This window comes from Algorimicrobium echini, from assembly GCF_900115185.1.
In the GTDB taxonomy this organism is placed as follows: Bacteria; Bacteroidota; Bacteroidia; order Flavobacteriales; family Flavobacteriaceae; genus Algorimicrobium; species Algorimicrobium echini.
Genome location: NZ_FOVN01000002.1, coordinates 243,125 through 262,316 on the forward strand (window position 1 = coordinate 243,125; position 19,192 = coordinate 262,316).

Annotated in this window: 18 protein-coding genes; 5 read left to right on the forward strand and 13 right to left on the reverse strand. The window is 31.6% G+C overall.

The window, feature by feature from the left end:
- Window positions 1-35: 35 nt before the first annotated feature.
- Entirely contained in the window at window positions 36-1,148 is a 1,113-nt protein-coding gene (locus BM239_RS07260) for a hypothetical protein (RefSeq protein ID WP_143094905.1), read from the reverse strand.
- A 244-nt stretch (window positions 1,149-1,392) separates the two neighbouring features.
- On the reverse strand, window positions 1,393-2,103 hold the full coding sequence (locus tag BM239_RS07265) for a hypothetical protein (protein ID WP_092207006.1): 711 nt from the start codon (window positions 2,101-2,103) through the stop codon (window positions 1,393-1,395).
- A gap of 165 nt (window positions 2,104-2,268) precedes the next feature.
- Between BM239_RS07265 and BM239_RS07270 the strand changes: the two genes are divergently transcribed.
- A complete protein-coding gene (locus BM239_RS07270; protein ID WP_092207007.1) occupies window positions 2,269-3,369 on the forward strand; it encodes a DUF3667 domain-containing protein in 1,101 nt (366 codons plus the stop codon).
- Here BM239_RS07270 and uvrA read toward each other — a convergent pair.
- Window positions 3,366-6,152 carry an excinuclease ABC subunit UvrA gene (gene uvrA, locus BM239_RS07275; protein ID WP_092207008.1) on the reverse strand — a complete coding sequence of 929 codons (2,787 nt, stop codon included), beginning with the start codon at window positions 6,150-6,152 and terminating at the stop codon, window positions 3,366-3,368. The two genes, BM239_RS07270 and uvrA, sit on opposite strands and share 4 nt — an antisense overlap.
- A gap of 237 nt (window positions 6,153-6,389) precedes the next feature.
- Here uvrA and BM239_RS07280 point away from each other — a divergent pair, with 237 nt between their 5' ends.
- Window positions 6,390-6,974 carry an RNA polymerase sigma factor gene (locus BM239_RS07280; RefSeq protein ID WP_092207530.1) on the forward strand — a complete coding sequence of 195 codons (585 nt, stop codon included), beginning with the start codon at window positions 6,390-6,392 and terminating at the stop codon, window positions 6,972-6,974.
- Window positions 6,975-7,315: 341 nt separating this feature from the next.
- Here the strand turns inward: BM239_RS07280 and BM239_RS07290 are convergent, their stop codons facing one another.
- Window positions 7,316-7,972 (reverse strand): endonuclease III domain-containing protein, encoded by a 657-nt coding sequence (locus tag BM239_RS07290; RefSeq protein ID WP_092207010.1) that lies wholly within the window; start codon window positions 7,970-7,972, stop codon window positions 7,316-7,318.
- 41 nt (window positions 7,973-8,013) lie between these two features.
- On the opposite strand from BM239_RS07290, the gene bcp reads away from it, so the two are divergent.
- Window positions 8,014-8,466, forward strand: coding sequence for a thioredoxin-dependent thiol peroxidase (bcp, locus tag BM239_RS07295; protein WP_092207011.1), 453 nt, complete (start codon window positions 8,014-8,016; stop codon window positions 8,464-8,466).
- A 730-nt stretch (window positions 8,467-9,196) separates the two neighbouring features.
- On the opposite strand, the gene BM239_RS07305 is transcribed toward bcp, so the two are convergent.
- The 5 genes from BM239_RS07305 to BM239_RS07325 all read right to left on the reverse strand — a co-directional run bounded on the left by BM239_RS07305 (window position 9,197) and on the right by BM239_RS07325 (window position 13,663).
- Window positions 9,197-9,892, reverse strand: coding sequence for a hypothetical protein (locus tag BM239_RS07305; protein ID WP_092207013.1), 696 nt, complete (start codon window positions 9,890-9,892; stop codon window positions 9,197-9,199).
- Window positions 9,893-10,273: 381 nt separating this feature from the next.
- A complete protein-coding gene (locus BM239_RS07310) occupies window positions 10,274-10,537 on the reverse strand; it encodes a hypothetical protein (protein WP_092207014.1) in 264 nt (87 codons plus the stop codon).
- Window positions 10,538-10,555: 18 nt separating this feature from the next.
- Complete coding sequence (locus BM239_RS07315) at window positions 10,556-11,224, reverse strand: hypothetical protein (protein ID WP_092207015.1); 669 nt, start codon at window positions 11,222-11,224, stop codon at window positions 10,556-10,558.
- A 426-nt stretch (window positions 11,225-11,650) separates the two neighbouring features.
- Entirely contained in the window at window positions 11,651-12,190 is a 540-nt protein-coding gene (locus tag BM239_RS07320; protein ID WP_092207016.1) for a thioredoxin family protein, read from the reverse strand.
- Window positions 12,191-12,202: 12 nt separating this feature from the next.
- Window positions 12,203-13,663, reverse strand: a complete 1,461-nt coding sequence (locus BM239_RS07325) for a nicotinate-nucleotide adenylyltransferase (protein WP_092207017.1) — start codon at window positions 13,661-13,663, stop codon at window positions 12,203-12,205.
- A gap of 91 nt (window positions 13,664-13,754) precedes the next feature.
- Here BM239_RS07325 and BM239_RS07330 point away from each other — a divergent pair, with 91 nt between their 5' ends.
- Window positions 13,755-14,516 carry an MBL fold metallo-hydrolase gene (locus BM239_RS07330; protein WP_092207018.1) on the forward strand — a complete coding sequence of 254 codons (762 nt, stop codon included), beginning with the start codon at window positions 13,755-13,757 and terminating at the stop codon, window positions 14,514-14,516.
- Window positions 14,516-15,031, forward strand: coding sequence for a hydrolase (locus tag BM239_RS07335; protein WP_245758206.1), 516 nt, complete (start codon window positions 14,516-14,518; stop codon window positions 15,029-15,031). Before BM239_RS07330 ends, BM239_RS07335 begins: the two co-directional genes overlap by 1 nt.
- Here BM239_RS07335 and BM239_RS07340 read toward each other — a convergent pair.
- The 4 genes from BM239_RS07340 to BM239_RS07355 are packed head-to-tail and all read right to left on the reverse strand — an operon-like array spanning window position 15,014 to window position 19,176.
- Entirely contained in the window at window positions 15,014-15,664 is a 651-nt protein-coding gene (locus tag BM239_RS07340) for an alpha/beta hydrolase (protein WP_092207020.1), read from the reverse strand. The genes BM239_RS07335 and BM239_RS07340 overlap by 18 nt on opposite strands.
- Window positions 15,665-15,670: 6 nt before the next feature.
- Entirely contained in the window at window positions 15,671-15,997 is a 327-nt protein-coding gene (locus tag BM239_RS07345) for a DUF4870 domain-containing protein (RefSeq protein WP_092207021.1), read from the reverse strand.
- Window positions 15,998-16,000: 3 nt separating this feature from the next.
- Window positions 16,001-17,254 (reverse strand): dihydroorotase, encoded by a 1,254-nt coding sequence (locus BM239_RS07350; protein ID WP_092207023.1) that lies wholly within the window; start codon window positions 17,252-17,254, stop codon window positions 16,001-16,003.
- Window positions 17,251-19,176: a vWA domain-containing protein gene (locus BM239_RS07355; protein WP_092207025.1), complete on the reverse strand. Its 1,926-nt coding sequence runs from the start codon at window positions 19,174-19,176 to the stop codon at window positions 17,251-17,253. The genes BM239_RS07350 and BM239_RS07355 overlap by 4 nt, the downstream gene beginning before the upstream one ends.
- Window positions 19,177-19,192 lie beyond the last annotated feature (16 nt).

A 19,192-nucleotide genomic window follows, 5' to 3' on the forward strand; every position in this document is an offset into this window, starting at 1 on the left:
ATCGCAGGACTTTCTTACTAACCAACCAAAAATTTTTATCTTCTTCTACCAGAATCCAATTGTCTAGAATTACTGGTCGTTTTTCTTTCTTTATTATATGTACGAGAATTAGTTACATTTGGTTTTTCATTTACTCGATTATTTTTACTAACTCGTTTAGATTGCGCTCTGGAAGTAGTGCTTTTGCTGACATTGTTGCCTCTTGAACTGTAAGCAGAAACTTTTCTACTGTTATTTCTTGAACTTGCTTTATTGTTACTGTGTGTTCTGGACTTTGAATTTGTTTCGGTATCACTGCGTGTATTACCAGTGTATTTCATAGAACTTGTACGTCGTTGATTTGAATTTCCTCTTACAGTATTTTTCTGTGCTCTAGTCCTTGACGACTGTTTAACGGCATGATTTCGTTCTCTAGGCGTTTGCGCTGAAACCGAATTTGTACGTCTATTTGGTGTTCTAGTTGCTAATTCTGAACGTCTACTTATAGTATTACCTCTTCGACTGGCAACAGCACTTGCACGTCTGTAATTATTAACATAAGGGGTTGAGTATCGATACCGTACTGGCTTATAATGTTGTCTGTAAGGGTTTTTATAAACCACGCAGTAATCATAAGCTGGAACTCGATAAAATCTGTGCCATGGTCTATACACATACACGCGATTATAAGGGTTAATATAACCTGAACAATACGTAAATTGGTTATAACGGTTATAATGTACGTACATACCACCAATGCTTACCAAATAGCCAAAACTATTATAGCGCATAGATATATCGCCAACCCGAATTACACGACCGTAATAATCATAAAAAACAGGTACGTGTTCTATTTGAATAATGGCTCCAAATTCATCATATTGTACAAAACCATTATAATCATAACCTGTGTTAAAACTGATGCTTACATTGGGTATATTAACAGATACATTAACATTATTGGTGTAATTGGGCATGTGAAAATCAAATTGCCCATCTGGAAATAGAGAAAATTCGATTCCACCTTCCACAAAAATGAAATTATTGCCATTACCAAATCCGCTATTGTTTGTTTCATAAGGTTTTTGATCAGGTATATCATTCGTACTGGCCATGACTGCTGTACTTGACACAAATAGTATCGAAAGTAAATATGCTAACTGTTTCATAATTGTTGTGTATTAATTAAACTCATTTGTGATAAAACAAACAACGTGCCAAAAAAACAAAATACTATTTATGTTTTTATGTATCAGTTGTTTAAAAGTTTTGTTTAATTAGATGCTTAATCGGTTATTTAGATATTTCTATTAATAACCCGATAATCCAAGTAAGTTGCAAAAACAAAAAAATCCCAATAATCGTTTTCAGATTACTTGGGATTTTTCACTAACTAATTAACTAACTAAAAACTTATCTTTTGCCATTTAAGGATTGTGCGTTAATTTTATGCTCTGAAGATTTGTCTTTTTTGTAATAGTAGAAATCTTCGGTACTATTCGTGTTGAAATTAGAATGTGCATTGGTAGAGCCATGACTTATAGAACAGTTATATATTCCACAAACGTGACACATATTATTAAATGGACTTACAAAACCGTATTGGCTAATAATTTCTCCCCAACGATTATAATTAATATGTAGTCCGCCAACTTGCTTTAATATACCACGATTATTATAACGCATATATATAGATCCAGCACGTTTAATTTTTCCATTTCGGTCGTAATTAATGAATACGTTTCCAATTCGTCTTACTTGTCCGTTGGCATCATGTGTTACAATAACTCCTTGGTTTCTTGGAGTTGCATAATGCACACGATTATACATACTAGGAGCACCAAAGGTTGTATTTACAGAACTACGTCTTGTTTGTGTTGAGCTTCTGTGGTAATAATTACTTTCAAAGTGACTAGCTTGTGGAATCGCATTAGTATTAAAGTCAAAACTACCATTTGGAAAAATCATAAATTCAATACCACGTTCTATAAAAATAATGGGCTGCGCATAGCTACTGTTCCAAACTGTTAAATCATCGGCTGCCGATACAGACAGGTTTTCGTTTGCTGTTACAGTTGTTAATCCTATTAACAAAGCTGTAAATAAAAGTACTTGTTTTTTCATCGTATTAGGATTTTGATTATGCCTACTCATAAGCTTTTCGGCTTTCGCTATGTTTTACATAGTAACCAATTGTCGTGCCATAATTTTAAAATTCTGATTAGCAAGCAACTAGATTTTGTTATAAGTGGTTTCTTTTTTATAGATTTATAAAATCAATAAAAACTTATGACAAATAGTAAGCATACGTGTAAAAACTGTGAAAAGACCTATAGCGATTCTTTTGCTTTTTGTCCGCATTGTGGTCAAAAACGTAATGATCAGCTCACACTCAAAGTTTTATTTTATAATACAATTAGTAATTACTTTTCTTTTGACGCACGATTTTTCAAGAGCTTTTTTCCGTTGATGTTAAAACCAGGATTTTTAGCCAAAAAATTTATTGAAGGTAAGCGCTTGCTGTATTTACATCCTGCACAGATGTATTTGTTTATTTCTTTAGTATTCTTTTTTTTATTCTCTTTTGTTGAAAAAGATCAGGCTCAACAATTAGACGCTACATTGGCTAAAACAATGAAAAAAGAAAGAGTTGTTGACTCATTAATGACTACAATTAAAAACGATTCTATAAAGCAATCTGCATTATTGGGTAAAATTTTAAAGGACTCCTTAGAGAGAGGAGAGTTACGAAAAACATTTAAAGAACATAAAGTATTATCTGAACTGTCTAATGAAGAACTTGATTCTATCATATCAAATGCACAATTTGAAACGCGAGATTTTAATAGTTTATCTTATATGACTAAAAAAATAGATTCGCTTATAGATTCTAATGCATCGGAAGATATTATTCTCAAAGAAATGGGAATGACTGAAAACGATGGCTATTTTACCAAACGTGCTTATTCCCAATCATTAAAATTTTATCAATCAAAAAAAGGTTCTGGAATTTTAAGATCATTTTACGGAATGATACCCATAGCCATGTTTTTCTTATTACCAATTTTTGCTTTTATTCTGAAAATGCTGCATTTAAAAAGAGGGACTTATGCACATCATTTGGTATTTAGTTTCTATTATTTCGCTTATTTGTTTACCACATTTAGCATTATAATAGCAATAAATTTAATTTGGGATATCTACAATTGGATAGACTTTCTAATAATTATGTCTACGTCAATCTATTTGTTACTGGCTTTAAAATATTTTTATAATCAGGGATGGATAAAAACATTTATAAAATGGTGTATTACTATTTTTATATTTTTATCTATTGTTACACCAGTAACAACGGTGTTTCTGATATTTTATGCCTTTTTATTTTACTAAAGTTTTTCTTTAAGGTATTTACCAGTAATAGATTTTTTATTTTTAACTAATTCCTCTGGTGTGCCTTCTGCAATAAGGTAACCACCACGTTCACCACCTTCTGGTCCTAAATCAATAATATAGTCAGCACATTTAATCAATTCTAAATTATGTTCGATGACCATTATGGAATGGCCTTTTTCAATTAAGGCATAAAAGGATTTTAGTAATTTTTGAATATCATGAAAATGCAAACCTGTAGTAGGTTCATCAAAAATAAATAAGGCTTGATCGCTTTTACTTCCTTTTCCTAAAAATGTTGCTAATTTTATACGTTGTGCTTCACCACCAGAAAGGGTAGAGGAGCTTTGACCTAATGTTACATAACCCAGACCAACATCCTGTAACGGTTGTAATTTAATTTGAATTTTTTTCTGTTCGGTTTTTGTGAAAAAATCTATAGCGTCGTCAATAGTTAGGTTTAATATATCGTCAATGGACTTCCCTTCAAACTGCACTTCTAGTACTTCTTTCTTAAAGCGTTTTCCGTTACAAGTATCACAAGTTAAATGCACATCTGCCATGAATTGCATTTCAATAGTCACTTCACCTTCACCTTTACAAGTTTCACAACGCCCACCATCCACATTAAAACTGAAATGTTTGGCTTGATAGTTACGGATTTTGCTTAATTTCTGACTGGCAAAAAGCGCACGAATATCATCATAAGCCTTGATATAAGTTACTGGATTGGATCGCGAGGATCTACCTATAGGGTTTTGATCTACAAATTCTATATGTTTAACGTTGCTGAAATTTCCTTTTAACTCCGAAAATTGTCCTGGTTTATCGCCAAAATCGGTTATTTTTTTTTGCAATGCAGGATAAACAATTCTTTTAATTAAAGTACTCTTACCACTACCAGAAACACCAGTGACAACGGTTAACATACCCAATGGTAACGTGACATTAATATTTTTTAAATTGTTTTCTTTGGCACCCAATATTTCAACCGCATATTTAGATGTACGTCTTTTTTTGGGCACTTTTATTTCTAAATTACCATTTAAATATTGAGCTGTTAAGGACGAAGATTTTAAAATATCCTGATACGTTCCAGTGGCAACCACGTTACCGCCAAATGTTCCAGCTTCAGGACCAATATCAATAATTTCATCTGCAGCTTGCATAATATCTTCATCATGTTCTACAACAATTACGGTATTTCCTAAATCGCGCAAGGCTTTTAAAACACCTATTAATCGTTCAGTATCCTTTGGGTGTAAACCAATACTCGGTTCGTCTAAAATGTACATAGAACCAACCAGACTACTTCCTAAACTGGTAGCCAAATTAATACGCTGACTTTCACCACCAGATAAGGTATTGGATTTTCTGTTTAAGGTTAAATAACTTAAACCCACATTATCAAGAAAACTTAAGCGGTTGTTTATTTCTTTCAATAAACGTTCAGCAATATGCGAATCGTGGGTGTTTAAGTTTAGATTTTTAAAGAACTTGGCTAATGTATCCAAAGGCATATCTACCAAATCGGTAATTGTAGCTTTATTTATTTTCACATAATCAGCTTCTGGACGCAGGCGTTTTCCTTTACAGGTCTTACATTTGGTTTTTCCGCGATACCTAGAAAGCATGACACGATTCTGAATTTTATATGCTTTAGATTCCAGTTCGGCAAAAAAGCTATTTAAACCGTCAAAGTATTGATTGCCCTCCCAAACTAATTGCTTTTGGGTGTCTGATAGTTCGAAATATGGCTTATGAATTGGAAAATCGAATTTATGTGAGTTATTAACTAATTGATCACGATACCAGCTCATACTATCACCTCGCCATGCAAATATGGCGTTTTCGTATATAGATAAACCGGTGTTTGGAATTACTAAATCTTCATCAATACCAATTACATCACCATAACCTTCACAGGTTGGGCAAGCACCATACGGGTTATTGAAACTGAATAAATGAACATTTGGCTCTAAAAAATCAATACCATCTAATTCAAATTTATTACTGAAATGTTCCTGCGTATTAGTGGAAAGTGATTCAACATAACAATTACCTTTTCCTTCAAAAAAAGCCGTTTCAATAGCATCTGCCAGTCGGTTGTAAAAATCTTCTTCGTTTTTTGTAATTACACGATCTACAACTAAATAGATGTTTTCCGGTTTTTCTTTTGTATCAAAAGCTTCATCAATCCGTAGAACAGAATCGTTTACTTTAATTCTAGCATAACCTTGCTGATTTAGTACTTTTAATTTGTCGGCTAATGTTCTATCTTTCTCTAAAATGATAGGAGCGAGGAGGAGGAGCTTTTCACCTTCAGGAAATGTTTTAATATGTTTTAATACATCCGTAACGGTATCTTTTTTAACCTCTTTACCAGATTTAGGCGAATAGGTTTTACCAATTCTAGCAAACAGTAATTTTAAATAGTCATAAATTTCTGTGGTAGTTCCTACTGTAGAGCGTGGATTGGTGGAGTTTACTTTTTGTTCAATGGCAATTGCTGGAGCTATACCTTTAATATAATCGACTTTAGGTTTATTTAACCTCCCTAAAAACTGACGCGCATAACTAGATAAACTTTCTACGTAACGTCTTTGTCCTTCAGCATATAAAGTATCAAAAGCTAAACTAGATTTACCTGAACCTGATAATCCTGTAATCACGACTAATTTATTCCGAGGAATAACGACATCAATATTTTTTAAATTGTGCAATTTAGCACCTTTAATGATAATGTTTTCTTTAGGGTTGACTTCGGAAATATTAGTATTCATAAGCTATTAGCAGAATTAATTGTGCAAAGATACTACAAGAAAATACCATTAAAAAATAGAATGTATTACAAATTATTTTTGTAAAAAATGAAAATAAGTTTGTTTTTTTAAAAGGATTGTTGTTATATTTGGCTTCTATAAACCTAAAAATCACAAGAGTAGCCTATACGTTTAACATTACTTTATAACATCTTTTAACCCCAAAACCAGACTTATTCTGGTATTAAAGTAATGATTATGCAAAACAATCTTATCACGGATGCTACCTTGGTAACCAATTACATACAAGGCAACGAGCAAGCTATTGAAATATTAATCAACAGGCACAAGCAGCGTATATTTAGTTTTATTTATTCTAAAGTTTACGATCGGGATATTGCCGATGATATCTTTCAAGACACCTTTATCAAAGTTATTAAAACTTTAAAAATGGGTAAATACAATGAAGAAGGGAAATTTTTACCTTGGGTTATGCGTATTTCTCATAACTTGGTAATCGATCATTTCCGAAAAAGTAATCGCATGCCTAAATTTAGTAATACAGGCGATTTCAATATTTTTTCTGTTTTAAGTGATAGTACATTAGATGCCGAGAAAAGTTTAATTAAAGATCAGGTAGAACATGATGTTCGTAGGGTAATTGAAGAGTTGCCTGAAGACCAAAAAGAGGTGTTAATGATGCGTATGTATAACGATATGAGTTTTAAAGAAATATCAGAAAAGACAGGTGTTAGTATCAATACTGCTCTAGGTAGAATGCGTTATGCATTAATCAATATGCGAAAAATAATAGATAAACATAATATAGTTTTAACTAATTGATACAATATATTTTAACTTGATGCGTTTAGTAGAGTATAAACCAAAAAAAATGAATTTAATGGCCAAACTTTACTCTCAAAAAAAAACCCAAAATCACGTTAATTTAAACCCAAAAGAAGAAACTGTAAAATTTCTTCTTGATTATTCGAAGGCTTTAAGTGTTATAAATTGTAATAAGATGAAGTTTGAAGCGCTTCTCAACTAAACTTTGAAAAAGTCCTGATTAGTCTCAGGACTTTTTTTTTACATTCCTGCCAAAGTAAGAATCTTTGTTTTTTATAAATTGAGATTTCAGATTTCACATTCCGTTCGCAACTACATCAAACATTTTTGTTTAATAATCATTTCTTCTTTGCCCAATAATCATTCAATACCGTTTTTCTGCCAATAGTTTTAGTAATAATATCTTTGTCTAAATCCCAACCACGAGCAGGTGAATAGTCTCTTCCATACCAAATTATCTGTAAATGCAAATCATTCCAGAGCTCTTTTGGAAATAAGCGTTTGGCATCTTTTTCGGTTTGTACCACGTTTTTACCATTGGTAAAACCCCAACGGTACATTAGTCTATGAATATGCGTATCTACTGGAAAAGCAGGAATTCCAAACGCTTGCGATAACACTACAGCAGCCGTTTTATGGCCAACAGCAGGAAGCTCTTCAAGTTCTTTGTAGGTCTTTGGCACTTTGCCATGGTGTTTATCAATTAATATATGCGATAAACCATGAATGCCTTTACTTTTCATAGGCGACAAGCCAACAGGCTTGATAATTTCTCGGATTTCCTCAATAGACAATTTTATCATATCATACGGATTATCGGCTTTCGCAAAAAGGAGTGGTGTAATTTTGTTAACCCGAACATCGGTACTTTGAGCCGACATTAAAACGGCAATCAGCAAGGTATATGGATCTTTATGATCTAAAGGCACTGGAATAGTTGGATACAGTTCCTTTAACGTTTTTATAACGAAATCTACCTTTTCTTGCTTGGTCATAAGTTGTATTTTTACAGAAATTGATTTTAAACAAAGATACTATGACAAATTTAAAACCCGGAGATAAAGCACCAGATTTTACAGCAAAAGACCAAGATGGAAATAGCATTTCTTTAAGTGATTATAAAGGCAAAAAACTTGTATTATTTTTCTATCCAAAAGCCAGCACACCAGGCTGTACAGCGGAAGCTTGTAACTTAAGTGATAATTATAACCGTTTTCAAAAAGCAGGTTATGATATTTTGGGTGTGAGTGCCGATAGCGAAAAAAGGCAAAGTAATTTTAAAAATAAATACGATTTTCCCTATCCCTTATTAGCCGATGAAGATAAAGCCGTTATTGAAGCCTTTGGCGTTTGGGGACCCAAGAAATTTATGGGTAAGGAGTATGACGGTATTCATAGAACCACCTTTGTTATTGATGAAAAAGGACTAATTAAAGATGTTATTACCAAGGTAAAAACCAAAGCACACACGGATCAGATTTTGGACTAAAAAATTAAAAAGCGACCCATTAGGGTCGCTTTTTTTTTTTACGCCTAGCATTTAAATATTATCGCGTTTAGTTTTTCTATTAAATATCGTACAGTATTCCAAAACAAAAAATCAGCACACATTTCAATTTAAACAGTCTGGAATTGGAGTTATATAAGACAGAAACCACTAAAATTCTTGCTATTATAACATTAACTTTTTTCATGGTTTTGTTTCATTTTCTGATAAAAGAATAGTTGTACATGTACCAATATAATTGCAGGAATTGCCAATATTTTATATCTAATAAAATACTCAAAATCATAAATATATAAAAACAAAAGGTATACCAAAAAGCATAATTCGGTTAAATACAAATAATATTTTAAGCGCTTTTTGTTAGCAAACGAATGGAACGCAAGTCTATTAAAAATAACAAAAATGAAAAACATACCCGTATACAAGTTAATGTTATTTTGATAGTCTAATAAAAATGCTCCAATATAAATACCGATACCTATAATGTAAAGCAAGTATATAAATATCAATATAAGTTTATCCGGTAAAGCATAGCTTTTATTCATGGTTTAATTTATTTAGAATTGTTTAGTTAACTTTTTTCGTTAAGGATTCGCCCAACAACTTAAAAATAATTTATAGGCTTAATTTAACATTTTTTATTAAATATGTATGTTAAAAAAAGAAAGCAACCTGTTTAGGATCGCTTTTAATTTTTTGATATAAATTTTGATTAGGGATTTGTAAGCGGACATGGCACACATTTGATAACACATGGTCCATTAGACTCTAAACAATAACCATCTCTATTTACACAATTTGCTGCAACAAGTGCATTTTGTTGAGCACACAAATCTTGATTCCCTTCATTAGAATCACTAACTACTGTTCCAGCTACAATTATTAATAAAACAACACAAGGAGGACAGGCTTTTAGATTTAATTGATCTTTTATAGATTCATTATCCAAAGAAATAGTAGAATCTAATGAATTGAAAAAATCATTTTTATTTATTTTTTCAGAAACTTTAACTGTTTTATTTTTAAAAAAGGTATCATTTCTATATTCATCAAAAGTAATAATGGTATCATTAAAAATCATATTTCTTATATCCATATTAAAATCTGAACCATAAGAAGCGGATAAACTATTGGTATTAATATTTTTAACTAGATCCATAGTTTGATCATAATTAAAAATATAACCTGAACTACCATATGATGTTGTTAAAACAATTTCAAGATTTTTTTTATCATAATAGAAGTCATATTTTTTATCATCAATTTCTACATATAAGTGGTTCGTTGCAACTCTATTTGCGGTATTTTCATGGTGGGCTTTCGCTTTTTCAATAGTTGCTGTGTTTTTTTCATTTTCAGAGCAATTATAGAAAACAAAAAAGACTAATAAGACTAATAATTTTTTCATAATAATAAGAATTTGTTTTTTAGCCAGATTTTTAGGAGGCTAAAAATAGTTAAACAAAATTAACAGTCATTTTTAATGTAAATATCAAATACTAACAGTCTATATTTGATATAACCTAATTAAAAAAAAGGCATTTGGACAAGCTTTTTTTGAGAAATATATGCCGTTCATCGAAAAGTTAAAAAACCGTTACGGTTTTTCCGTAAAATGCACCAGTTTGAGTGCTTTAACAAAACGCGTCTTTTTTAGTTTTGGAAAGTTTTGGTCAAGTTAGTTATATTTAATTAAAATTATTTTTTAAAAAATTTGAAGAATTAAATTTTGGATTAAAAATTAAAAAGCGACCCAATGTGGTCGCTTTTTACTCCAACCAAATATAGTCTAAGGCAAATACATAAAATACAATATAACACTTGCCACAATAGCAATTCCTAATACTGCTATTCTTTGAGCTGAAATCTTATTTACCTTATTCTTATATAAAAGAAATAAAGAAATAAATGCTATTGCATTGAACAAAATCAATACATATATATCTTGTTCTGACGTAAAGATATCCAGTTGTTTAGTTAAGATATAACCCAAAATCACTAATATAATTGGAATAAATCTTAAAACTTTTATTGAAAATATTTTCTCTTTCATATTTTATAGTTTTACTAATTATATACAATCTTCTAAATCATATCTACATTGATTATTTGCTGATATCTGTAAAGCTGTAACTGTGGAATGGCATATAATACCTAATACCACAGTTGTGTCTAAAGCTGCGCAAGCAAAATGTTCAAGAACGGCCATCGCTAAAGCGCCAGCTATACAATTGTTATATCGCTCTAAACAAGTCGAGCCGATGGACCCTCCTCCAGGTACAGAAACATATGTGTGATGTTTGTTGTAAACGTCTGTGGTAGCTTGTTCTAATATAGGGATATTATTGGGGTTGGACAAATCGTATTTTTTATCTAATTTATCGATCCGTTCATTCTGCACTTCGTAATATGTTTCCATATCATTAAAGTCAATATAGCCCAATAATTCTGCTAAATCTTTTAAATCTTGATTGGTTAATGTATTTTGATCTTTCTGTAAAATTAGATTTAGTGAATTCAAGTCTACTTGTTTGTCTGCTTGTGATACAACGTTATCAATATAGTTAATAAATATTGTGTCATTAACTATTGTGTTTTTTTCTAATTTTGAGTGAGTTAAATCTACATTTTGATTTTGTTGGTTATTTTCAACATCTTCACTTAAATCATTGGAACAATTAAGTGATAACACGGAAATACTTAATAAAATTATAAACTTGCAGTATTTGTTAATTTTCATAATAATAAGAATTTGTTTTTTAGCCAGATTTTTATATAGCTAAAAATAGTTAAACAAAATTAACAGTCTTATTTTAACAGTCATTTTTAATGTAAATATCAAATACTAACAGTCCATATTGGATACATACTAATTAAAAAAAAAGCATTTGGACAAGCTTTTTATGTATAATATGTGCCGTTCATCGAAAAGTTAAAAAACCGTTACGGTTTTCCCGTAAAATGCACCAGTTTGAGTGCTTTAACAAAACGCGTCTTTTTTAGTCTTGTAGAGTTTTGGTCAAGTTAGTTATATTTATTTAAAATTATTTTTTTAAAAATTTGAAGAATTAAGTTTTAGAGTAAAAACGAAAAGCGACCTATTTAGGTCGCTTTTTTATAATGGTTTTTACAGTAATTTTTAGCTTATAAATCAACTGAAAACTGTCTAATCCGCATAAATATGCTGATAGTCGTTAGTTGTAAGAATAAGGAGTAAATCTTCTTCTAAAGTCCGAATAGACATTTCAACAATCCGATTCAGTTCTTTACCGTTTTTATAAATAATAAATGTAGGAACGTGACTTACATGATAGGTTTCTTCAATTTTTTCTGGTGATAATTTATCAGCATCTAACGCGTAGTAATTAATGGCGCTTTCAGCTATGTTAAGTTCTTCTAATATACGTGCAAACCGAGGAACATCTCGTTGGCTATCGCTACACCAAGTGCCCATAATGATTTTAAAACTTAAATCTTTAGTTGGAATGGCTTTTAGCCTGTCAATAGTTTTGCTGTCTAATTGATAATTTTCAAAATTATTAGAAAACCATTCATTAAAAACAGGATGACTTACTAATTCATGTCTTGAAATTTCTCCAACCAAATCCTTGGTTGTAGTTTTAGAGTCAAGTGCAAGGTCTTGCGCACTAGCTACAAATACAACACAAAAACAGACAAACAGGGCTACTACTAATTTAGAACTCATAGTTAAGCATTTCTATAACTCATCTGGGTGAATCATTTCTTCTGTTTCGCAGCCAAATAAGCTTTTTTGCTTAATTAATTTGGAAACACCTTCTGGTAGCATGGTTTCCCAACCATCTTCACCTTCTGATATTTTTTTAAGAACATTTCTAGAGAAAACAGTTAAAATGGAACTATCATAATCTGTAATATCAACAACTTTACCATTATACTTGAAGAATTTGTACAATTCCTTCATTCGTGGGTGCACTTTTAGGTTTTCGCTAGTTGTTAATTCGCCATTTTCATTTTGCATTGGATATAGATAAACGCGTAAGTCTTTGAAGAATAGTTTACCAAAGGCTTCTAAAATACCACCACTTAAATGACGGTAGTATTTTTCATCAAAAATATCAACCAAGTTATTGACACCCATGGCTAATCCCATACGACTTTTAGTGTATTGAGAGAAGTATTCCACAAGTTTATAATACTCTTGGAAATTAGATATTAAAACGGTGTGACCTAGTGAACACAGTAATTTGGCACGATCCATAAAATCTTGCTCATCAATTTCGCCTTCTGCGCGTAAATTAGATAACGTAATTTCAAAAACCACTTGTGTTTTATCTGGATCTACTTTATTTTCTTTTATAAACATGTCGTAAGATTTTTCAAACATGTCTATATTAACTTTTGTAACAGGCCTGAAACTACCACGTAAGGCTAAAATATTCTTTTTGTAAAGAACACGTGCTGGTAAAACATTATTCCCATCTGGAGCAAACATAACCGCATCTGTCATACCATTTTTAACCAATTGTAAACTCATTAAACGATTGTCTACATCTTCAAATACAGGCCCTGAAAAATTAATGGTATCAATTTCAATTTGATCTTTATCTAAATGATCATATAGATAACGAAGTAATTTTTTGGGTTCATTATACTTATAAAATGCGCCATAAATTAAGTTCGTACCTAAAATACCTAAAGTTTCTTGTTGCAATCGTGCATCATTCTCTTTAAAACGTAAATGCAGTGAAATTTCATTATATTCTTTCTCTTCAGCATCAATTTGATACCGAATTCCTACCCAACCATGACCTTTATATTTTTTTGCAAAATCTATGGTTGCAACGGTATTAGCATAAGAAAAGAATAACTTATTAGGGTGTTTATCTCTAGTTAAACGTTTTTCCATTAAATCAATTTCATGATTTAACATTTTAAGTAAACGTGCTTCTGTAACATAGCGACCATCATCTTCAATGCCGTAAATAGCATCACTAAAATCCTTATCGTAAGCAGACATTGCTTTAGCAATGGTTCCAGAGGCACCTCCAGCTCTAAAAAATTGACGAACTGTTTCTTGGCCAGCACCAATTTCTGCAAATGTTCCGTAAATATTTTCGTTTAGATTAATACGGAGTGCTTTTGTTTTTAATGACGGTATTTCATCAAACTCCTTATCACCTTTTAAGCTTATTTCCATTGTAAACTTGAGTTATTTATAAGTGACAAAGGTATTAAAACGGGTTGTCAAACAAAAAAATAACCCTATTTTTGTTTCAAAATAAATACGATTGAAAATTACGTTTTTAGGCACTGGCACCTCTCAAGGAATTCCCGTAATAGGGAGCACACATCCTGTTTGCTTAAGTAGCAACCCTAAAGACAAACGCTTACGAGTTTCAATTTTAATAGAATGGGATAATAGTACCTATGTCATTGATTGTGGGCCAGATTTTAGGCAGCAAATGTTGCGTGCTAATTGCTCAAAAATTGATGGTATTATTTTTACTCATGAACATGCTGACCATACCGCAGGTTTAGATGACATTAGACCTTACTTTTTTAAACAAGGGGCTATTCCTATTTACGCACATAAGCGTGTTTTAGGCGAGTTAACAAGGCGTTTTGATTATATTTTTGCTACAGAGAATAAATATCCTGGAGCACCAAGTGTGGTACAATATGAGGTGAAAAATGAACCGTTTCAATTAGGGAGTATTCCAGTTATACCTATTGATGCCATGCATTACAACTTGCAAGTGTTTGGTTACAGATTTCAAAATTTTGCTTATTTAACGGATGTTAAAACTATTGAAGACACAGAGCTGCAGAAATTAAAAAACTTGGATGTTTTGGTTATAAATGCACTTCGTGAAAGCGAACATCCCTCGCATTTAAATTTAGAACAAGCTTTAGAAATTATAACCTACCTAAAGCCTAAACGAGCCTATTTAACCCATATTAGTCATTTATTAGGGTTTCATGACGCTGTGCAACAAATGTTACCAGATAATGTTTTTTTAGCTTACGATAACTTACAAATTGCTTTATAATGAAGAAAAGAATTTTTATGTACCTGTTTATATTCACCTTACTGTTAGTGGTGTTTCAATATGTAAATTCTAAACGAGTTTTAGATTCTTATGAAGGTATCATAGCCAAAAAAGACAGGCTTTTTGAAAAAGAGGCCTTGAAATTTGGTGACACCATTTCTGCTTTACGCGATCAGGTTTTAAACTTATCAGAATTTTCGGTAATGAATTCGGAACCTGCTTTAACCTATTTTGAGGATAGAGGGTACCGTGTTAGTGAATTAATACCGTTTATTAAAGATGAGTTATATGAACTTAATTTAGTGAAAGGCGAGGAGCATCCCCTAATTCCTTATCCAGCACTAAATGGTGGTAAAATGATGATAGATCAAATCCGCGTGTTAAATCATAAATGGATTATAGCCAACTTTACAGATGGTAAATATTGGGGCGAACTATTTGTTAGTTACGAGCTTACCGAGGATGAGCAACTGAATTTTAAAGTTGTAGAGGCTTTTTTATATCCGTTCAATTAACCATTTTTTAAAATCATAAAAATTTTGGGGAGCCACTCCATGACCAACTGGAAATTCAGCGTACTGGTTTTTAATGTTCAGGCTGTTTAAAAATTTAGGAGCTTGTCTCGCCCAATCAACTGGAATTACTTGATCAGCGCTACCATGAGAGCAGTAAAAATCTAAATTAGAATAATCTTTTTCTAGTGGGTTTTCTGGAATAATATTTGGGTTTATATAACCGCTTAAAGCAATTACATTTTTCACCTTTTCAGGGTAGGTTAGTGCCACGGCATAACTTAAAATAGTTCCTTGACTAAAGCCTAATAAATTCACATTGTCTTTGTTAACAGGATAGGTTTCACAAGCATAATCGATAAATTCGGATATTTGATCACGAGATTCTTTGGCTTGTTCATCGTCGCTCCATTTTCCTTTCTCGGCATCAAAATTTATAGCATACCAAGCATTTCCATAGGGTTGCATGGCTTGTGGTGCACGAAGTGAAATGATAAATAATTCTTCAGGAAGCTCTGAAGCAAATGAATACAAATCGTTTTCATCACTACCATACCCATGGCAGAGTATGAGTAATGGTGCATTTTCTTGTAATGATGATGGTCTTGTTATATAGTGTAAATTCAATGTAAGCAGTTTTTTCTAATTAATATTTCGGAACCATTCTTGAAATTTTTCGCCAATTATTGGAATCGGTTTCATTTCAGATTTAATGGCATAAAACAATCCAAATAGCCAACAAAGAAATGTTATGGCCCAAAATGATGTGCCAAGCCATGAACTGATATATTTTTCTGTAATATTTGATATCAGTAACATGATTACAAGACCTAACATCTGTCTGATATGAAATGTTGTAAACTGATTTTTTTTATCAATATTCATGACAATAGCTATAATTAAACCAATAAAGGTAAAATATGCTACAATAGCCATTGTTTTTCCTTCTTGTATTGTTTGATCTGTCATTTTTTATTTTAATATTAATTTATTGTTCGCAATAACACCATACACTTTACCTTTTAATTCTACATTTTCAAAAATGGCATTTTTAGAGGTAGATGTGATGTTTGTTTTGTTAAATGTGTATGTTTCGTCAGGGTTAAACAAACTCAAATTGGCTTTTTCACCAATTTTTATTGGACTTGTTTCTATTCCAAATCGCTGTTTTCCTTGGGTTAAGAAGTTTATTGTTTTCTTGGTTGAGAATAATGTCTGTAATGCACCAAAAGCAGATTCCAAGCCTATTGTGCCGTATTTAGCACCTTCAAACTCAATCTTTTTATGCTCGATATCAATTGGATTATGATCGGAAGTTACCATATCAATAGTACCATCTTTTAGTCCATTAATTAAAGCATTAATATCTGATTGTGTTCTAATTGGAGGTAAAACCTTAAAGTTTGTATTGAAGGTTTCAAGAGCTTCGTCCGTAAAGCATAAATTATGAATAGCCACACTACAGGAAACATCTAATTTCTTCTTTTTTGCTTCGCGAATCAAATCAACAGATTTAGCTGTTGATATTGTTGGAATGTGTAATTTACCTCCTGTATATTCTAGTAAGAATAAGTCGCGTGCAATTTGTAACTCTTCAGCTAATGTGGGATTTCCATTCAGTCCCAGACGCGTACTAGAAATATGTTCATTCATAACGCCTGTACGAGAAATACGTGATTCCTGCGGAAAGGATATAATTAAACCCTCAAAATTGCTGGCATATTGCAGCGCAATTTTCATTAAATTAGGATTTTCTATCGGTTTTTGATAGTCATAAAAGGCAATAGCTCCAGCTTGACTCATATCAAAGAGTTCAGCCATATTTTCTCCCAATGCACCTTTGGTTAATGTACCAATAGGGAAAAGGGTAACAGCATGATTTTGAGCTTTTGCTTTTACTAATGAAATATCGGCAAAACTATCAATTACAGGATTACTGTTTGGGTTTAATGCAACAGCCGTAAATCCAGAAAAAGCAGCTGTTTTTAGTCCATTTGAAATGGTTTCGCGTTCTTCATAACCTGGTTCACCAAAACTAACACTACTATCAAACCATCCTTGTGAAACGTGTAAGTTATCTAAATGAAGGACTTTATAATCGTTGGTGTTATTTATAGTGGATGCTATTTTAGTAATAGTGCCTTTTTCAATTAAAATATCAACGGTTTGATTATGAAAATCGCTTTTGGAATCAATTATTGTGGCAGATTTTATGAGTACGTTCATTTAAAATATTTTAAGATGAGCATTTCAATAATTATAAAAGCTAATGCAAAAATAACAAACCATTTCCATAGGGCATTGATTTTCGTATCACTTTTTATGGTTTCAAAAATGTCAGCAACAGAATTGCCCACAACAACACCAGTTAACAGGCTTAAATCTTGGTAAACTAAATTACTTTCTTGTCTGTTGTAATTATAACTAACTTCACTAACAGTGGTTTCTTTATTTTTTACTTTATAAACATCAGCAATTTCTGGCAAATCTGTAGTAGTGATTGTTACCTTATCATTAAAATACTGCTGCATAGGAATCATATTTGTACTTTCGTTTTCTAAAGATAATACACCATCTTGCTCTAAATTAATGGGTATATCAAAACTATTTTCAGTACCAATTGTATAGTATAACTTGGGCTTCTGTAAACTTTGTCTTGCTAAATTGTAAAAAGTAGGTACTATTAAATCATATTCAGTGAAATTTGAGTTTTCCGTATTTAAAGCTGCTGTAAAGAAGGCTAACTGCTGGTTTATTATTAAAAAGGGTTTAGCATCTTCAAAAGATAAAGCACTGGAACCTGACGCTGATATGGTAGGGAAAAACGTATTTACTTTGGGGTACTGAAAATTAGATTCCTGCTTTTCGAACACGTTTTTATAAATTGGATGTGAATAATTGATTCGTGTTACACGCTTTTCAGTGGTTACTGCATTTTGTATTTGTAACCCATAAAATCCTAACAGAGTATTGTAATTGCTGACTTCTGAAGTGGAATTAGGAATCATAACAACATATCCGCCTTTTTTCATAAAGGCAGTTAAGGAATTTGAAAGCGAACTTGGAATGGTTTCTAATTCATTTAAAATAATAAATTGCTGTTTCTCAATAATACTATAGTTTAATTTGTTGAGATTGGTAGTTGTTAATTCAAACTCGTCAGAAGCAAATAACCGTTCTAGATAATTGCTAGATGCATTTTCTTGTATGGTTAGTACATTAATTTCTGTAGGTTCAGCAATATTAAAATACAATGTGTTATCAAATTGTAAGCTGGTATCTTCTATTACAATTTTACCCTTAGAAATATGTTTTTCGGTTAGTGTAAACTCGGTTTCTGCTTGATCTTTAATATTAACAGTGGTTTTTGCCAATAATTTTTCACCATCAAAAAGTGAAATAGGAACATACTGTTCTGAAGATCCATTAGATTTTAAATAAACCTGAAGCGTAGTATTACTACCTGTAGATGCAGAAATACTTAAACTATCTATTGAAATATTAAACGTATTAACGGGTTTTAATTGAATGGGGTGAATGGTGTAAAATGAGTCTTTATCAATTGAAAACGCCTTATCTTTGGCTTGAAAATCTGAAATAAAAATCAAATTCCGATATAAATTAGCTGTCGTGCTAAATAGTTTGGAGCTTTTTAACAAGGCAGCATCATATGGTAATTGGTTTGGTGCATATTCCAGTTGCAATAAATCATTTTGAATGCTTTTAAGTGTCGTGTTTTTATAAACTTCCGTATTTGTGACTAACGAAATTGGATCGTTAGGGTCTAGATTCTCAATTAATTCCTGAACAGTACGTTTTAGAAGCTCACCATTTTCACCTTTGGCTTCCATACTAAAACTATTATCCAAATAAATAACGGTTTCAGGAGTCGTATTAAAAGTATTGTTTTTAGAGGTAAAAGGTTGAGCGAATGCAACAATAACACATGCTAATAATAGCATACGTGTTAGCAAAGTTACCCATTTTTTAATTTGAGAACTTTTACGGGTTTGTAGCGTTACTTTTTTTAGGAAGGCTACGTTGGTAAAAGATTCTTTTTGAAATTTACGTAATTGAAATAAATGAACAATAATAGGAATAAGAAGCAAAAATAGCGCGTAAAGTATTTCTGGATGTTTAAACTGCATTCCTTGGTTTGTTTCC

Bases quoted from the DNA above. Each gene is read 5' to 3' on its own strand.
- BM239_RS07260 (WP_143094905.1), bottom strand. From the start codon at position 1,148: ATGAAACAGTTAGCATATTTACTTTCGATACTATTTGTGTCAAGTACA.
- BM239_RS07265 (WP_092207006.1), bottom strand. From the start codon at position 2,103: ATGAAAAAACAAGTACTTTTATTTACAGCTTTGTTAATAGGATTAACA.
- BM239_RS07270 (WP_092207007.1), top strand. From the start codon at position 2,269: ATGACAAATAGTAAGCATACGTGTAAAAACTGTGAAAAGACCTATAGC.
- uvrA (WP_092207008.1), bottom strand. From the start codon at position 6,152: ATGAATACTAATATTTCCGAAGTCAACCCTAAAGAAAACATTATCATT.
- BM239_RS07280 (WP_092207530.1), top strand. From the start codon at position 6,390: ATGCAAAACAATCTTATCACGGATGCTACCTTGGTAACCAATTACATA.
- BM239_RS07290 (WP_092207010.1), bottom strand. From the start codon at position 7,972: ATGACCAAGCAAGAAAAGGTAGATTTCGTTATAAAAACGTTAAAGGAA.
- bcp (WP_092207011.1), top strand. From the start codon at position 8,014: ATGACAAATTTAAAACCCGGAGATAAAGCACCAGATTTTACAGCAAAA.
- BM239_RS07305 (WP_092207013.1), bottom strand. From the start codon at position 9,892: ATGAAAAAATTATTAGTCTTATTAGTCTTTTTTGTTTTCTATAATTGC.
- BM239_RS07310 (WP_092207014.1), bottom strand. From the start codon at position 10,537: ATGAAAGAGAAAATATTTTCAATAAAAGTTTTAAGATTTATTCCAATT.
- BM239_RS07315 (WP_092207015.1), bottom strand. From the start codon at position 11,224: ATGAAAATTAACAAATACTGCAAGTTTATAATTTTATTAAGTATTTCC.
- BM239_RS07320 (WP_092207016.1), bottom strand. From the start codon at position 12,190: ATGAGTTCTAAATTAGTAGTAGCCCTGTTTGTCTGTTTTTGTGTTGTA.
- BM239_RS07325 (WP_092207017.1), bottom strand. From the start codon at position 13,663: ATGGAAATAAGCTTAAAAGGTGATAAGGAGTTTGATGAAATACCGTCA.
- BM239_RS07335 (WP_245758206.1), top strand. From the start codon at position 14,516: ATGAAGAAAAGAATTTTTATGTACCTGTTTATATTCACCTTACTGTTA.
- BM239_RS07345 (WP_092207021.1), bottom strand. From the start codon at position 15,997: ATGACAGATCAAACAATACAAGAAGGAAAAACAATGGCTATTGTAGCA.
- BM239_RS07350 (WP_092207023.1), bottom strand. From the start codon at position 17,254: ATGAACGTACTCATAAAATCTGCCACAATAATTGATTCCAAAAGCGAT.
- BM239_RS07355 (WP_092207025.1), bottom strand. From the start codon at position 19,176: ATGCAGTTTAAACATCCAGAAATACTTTACGCGCTATTTTTGCTTCTT.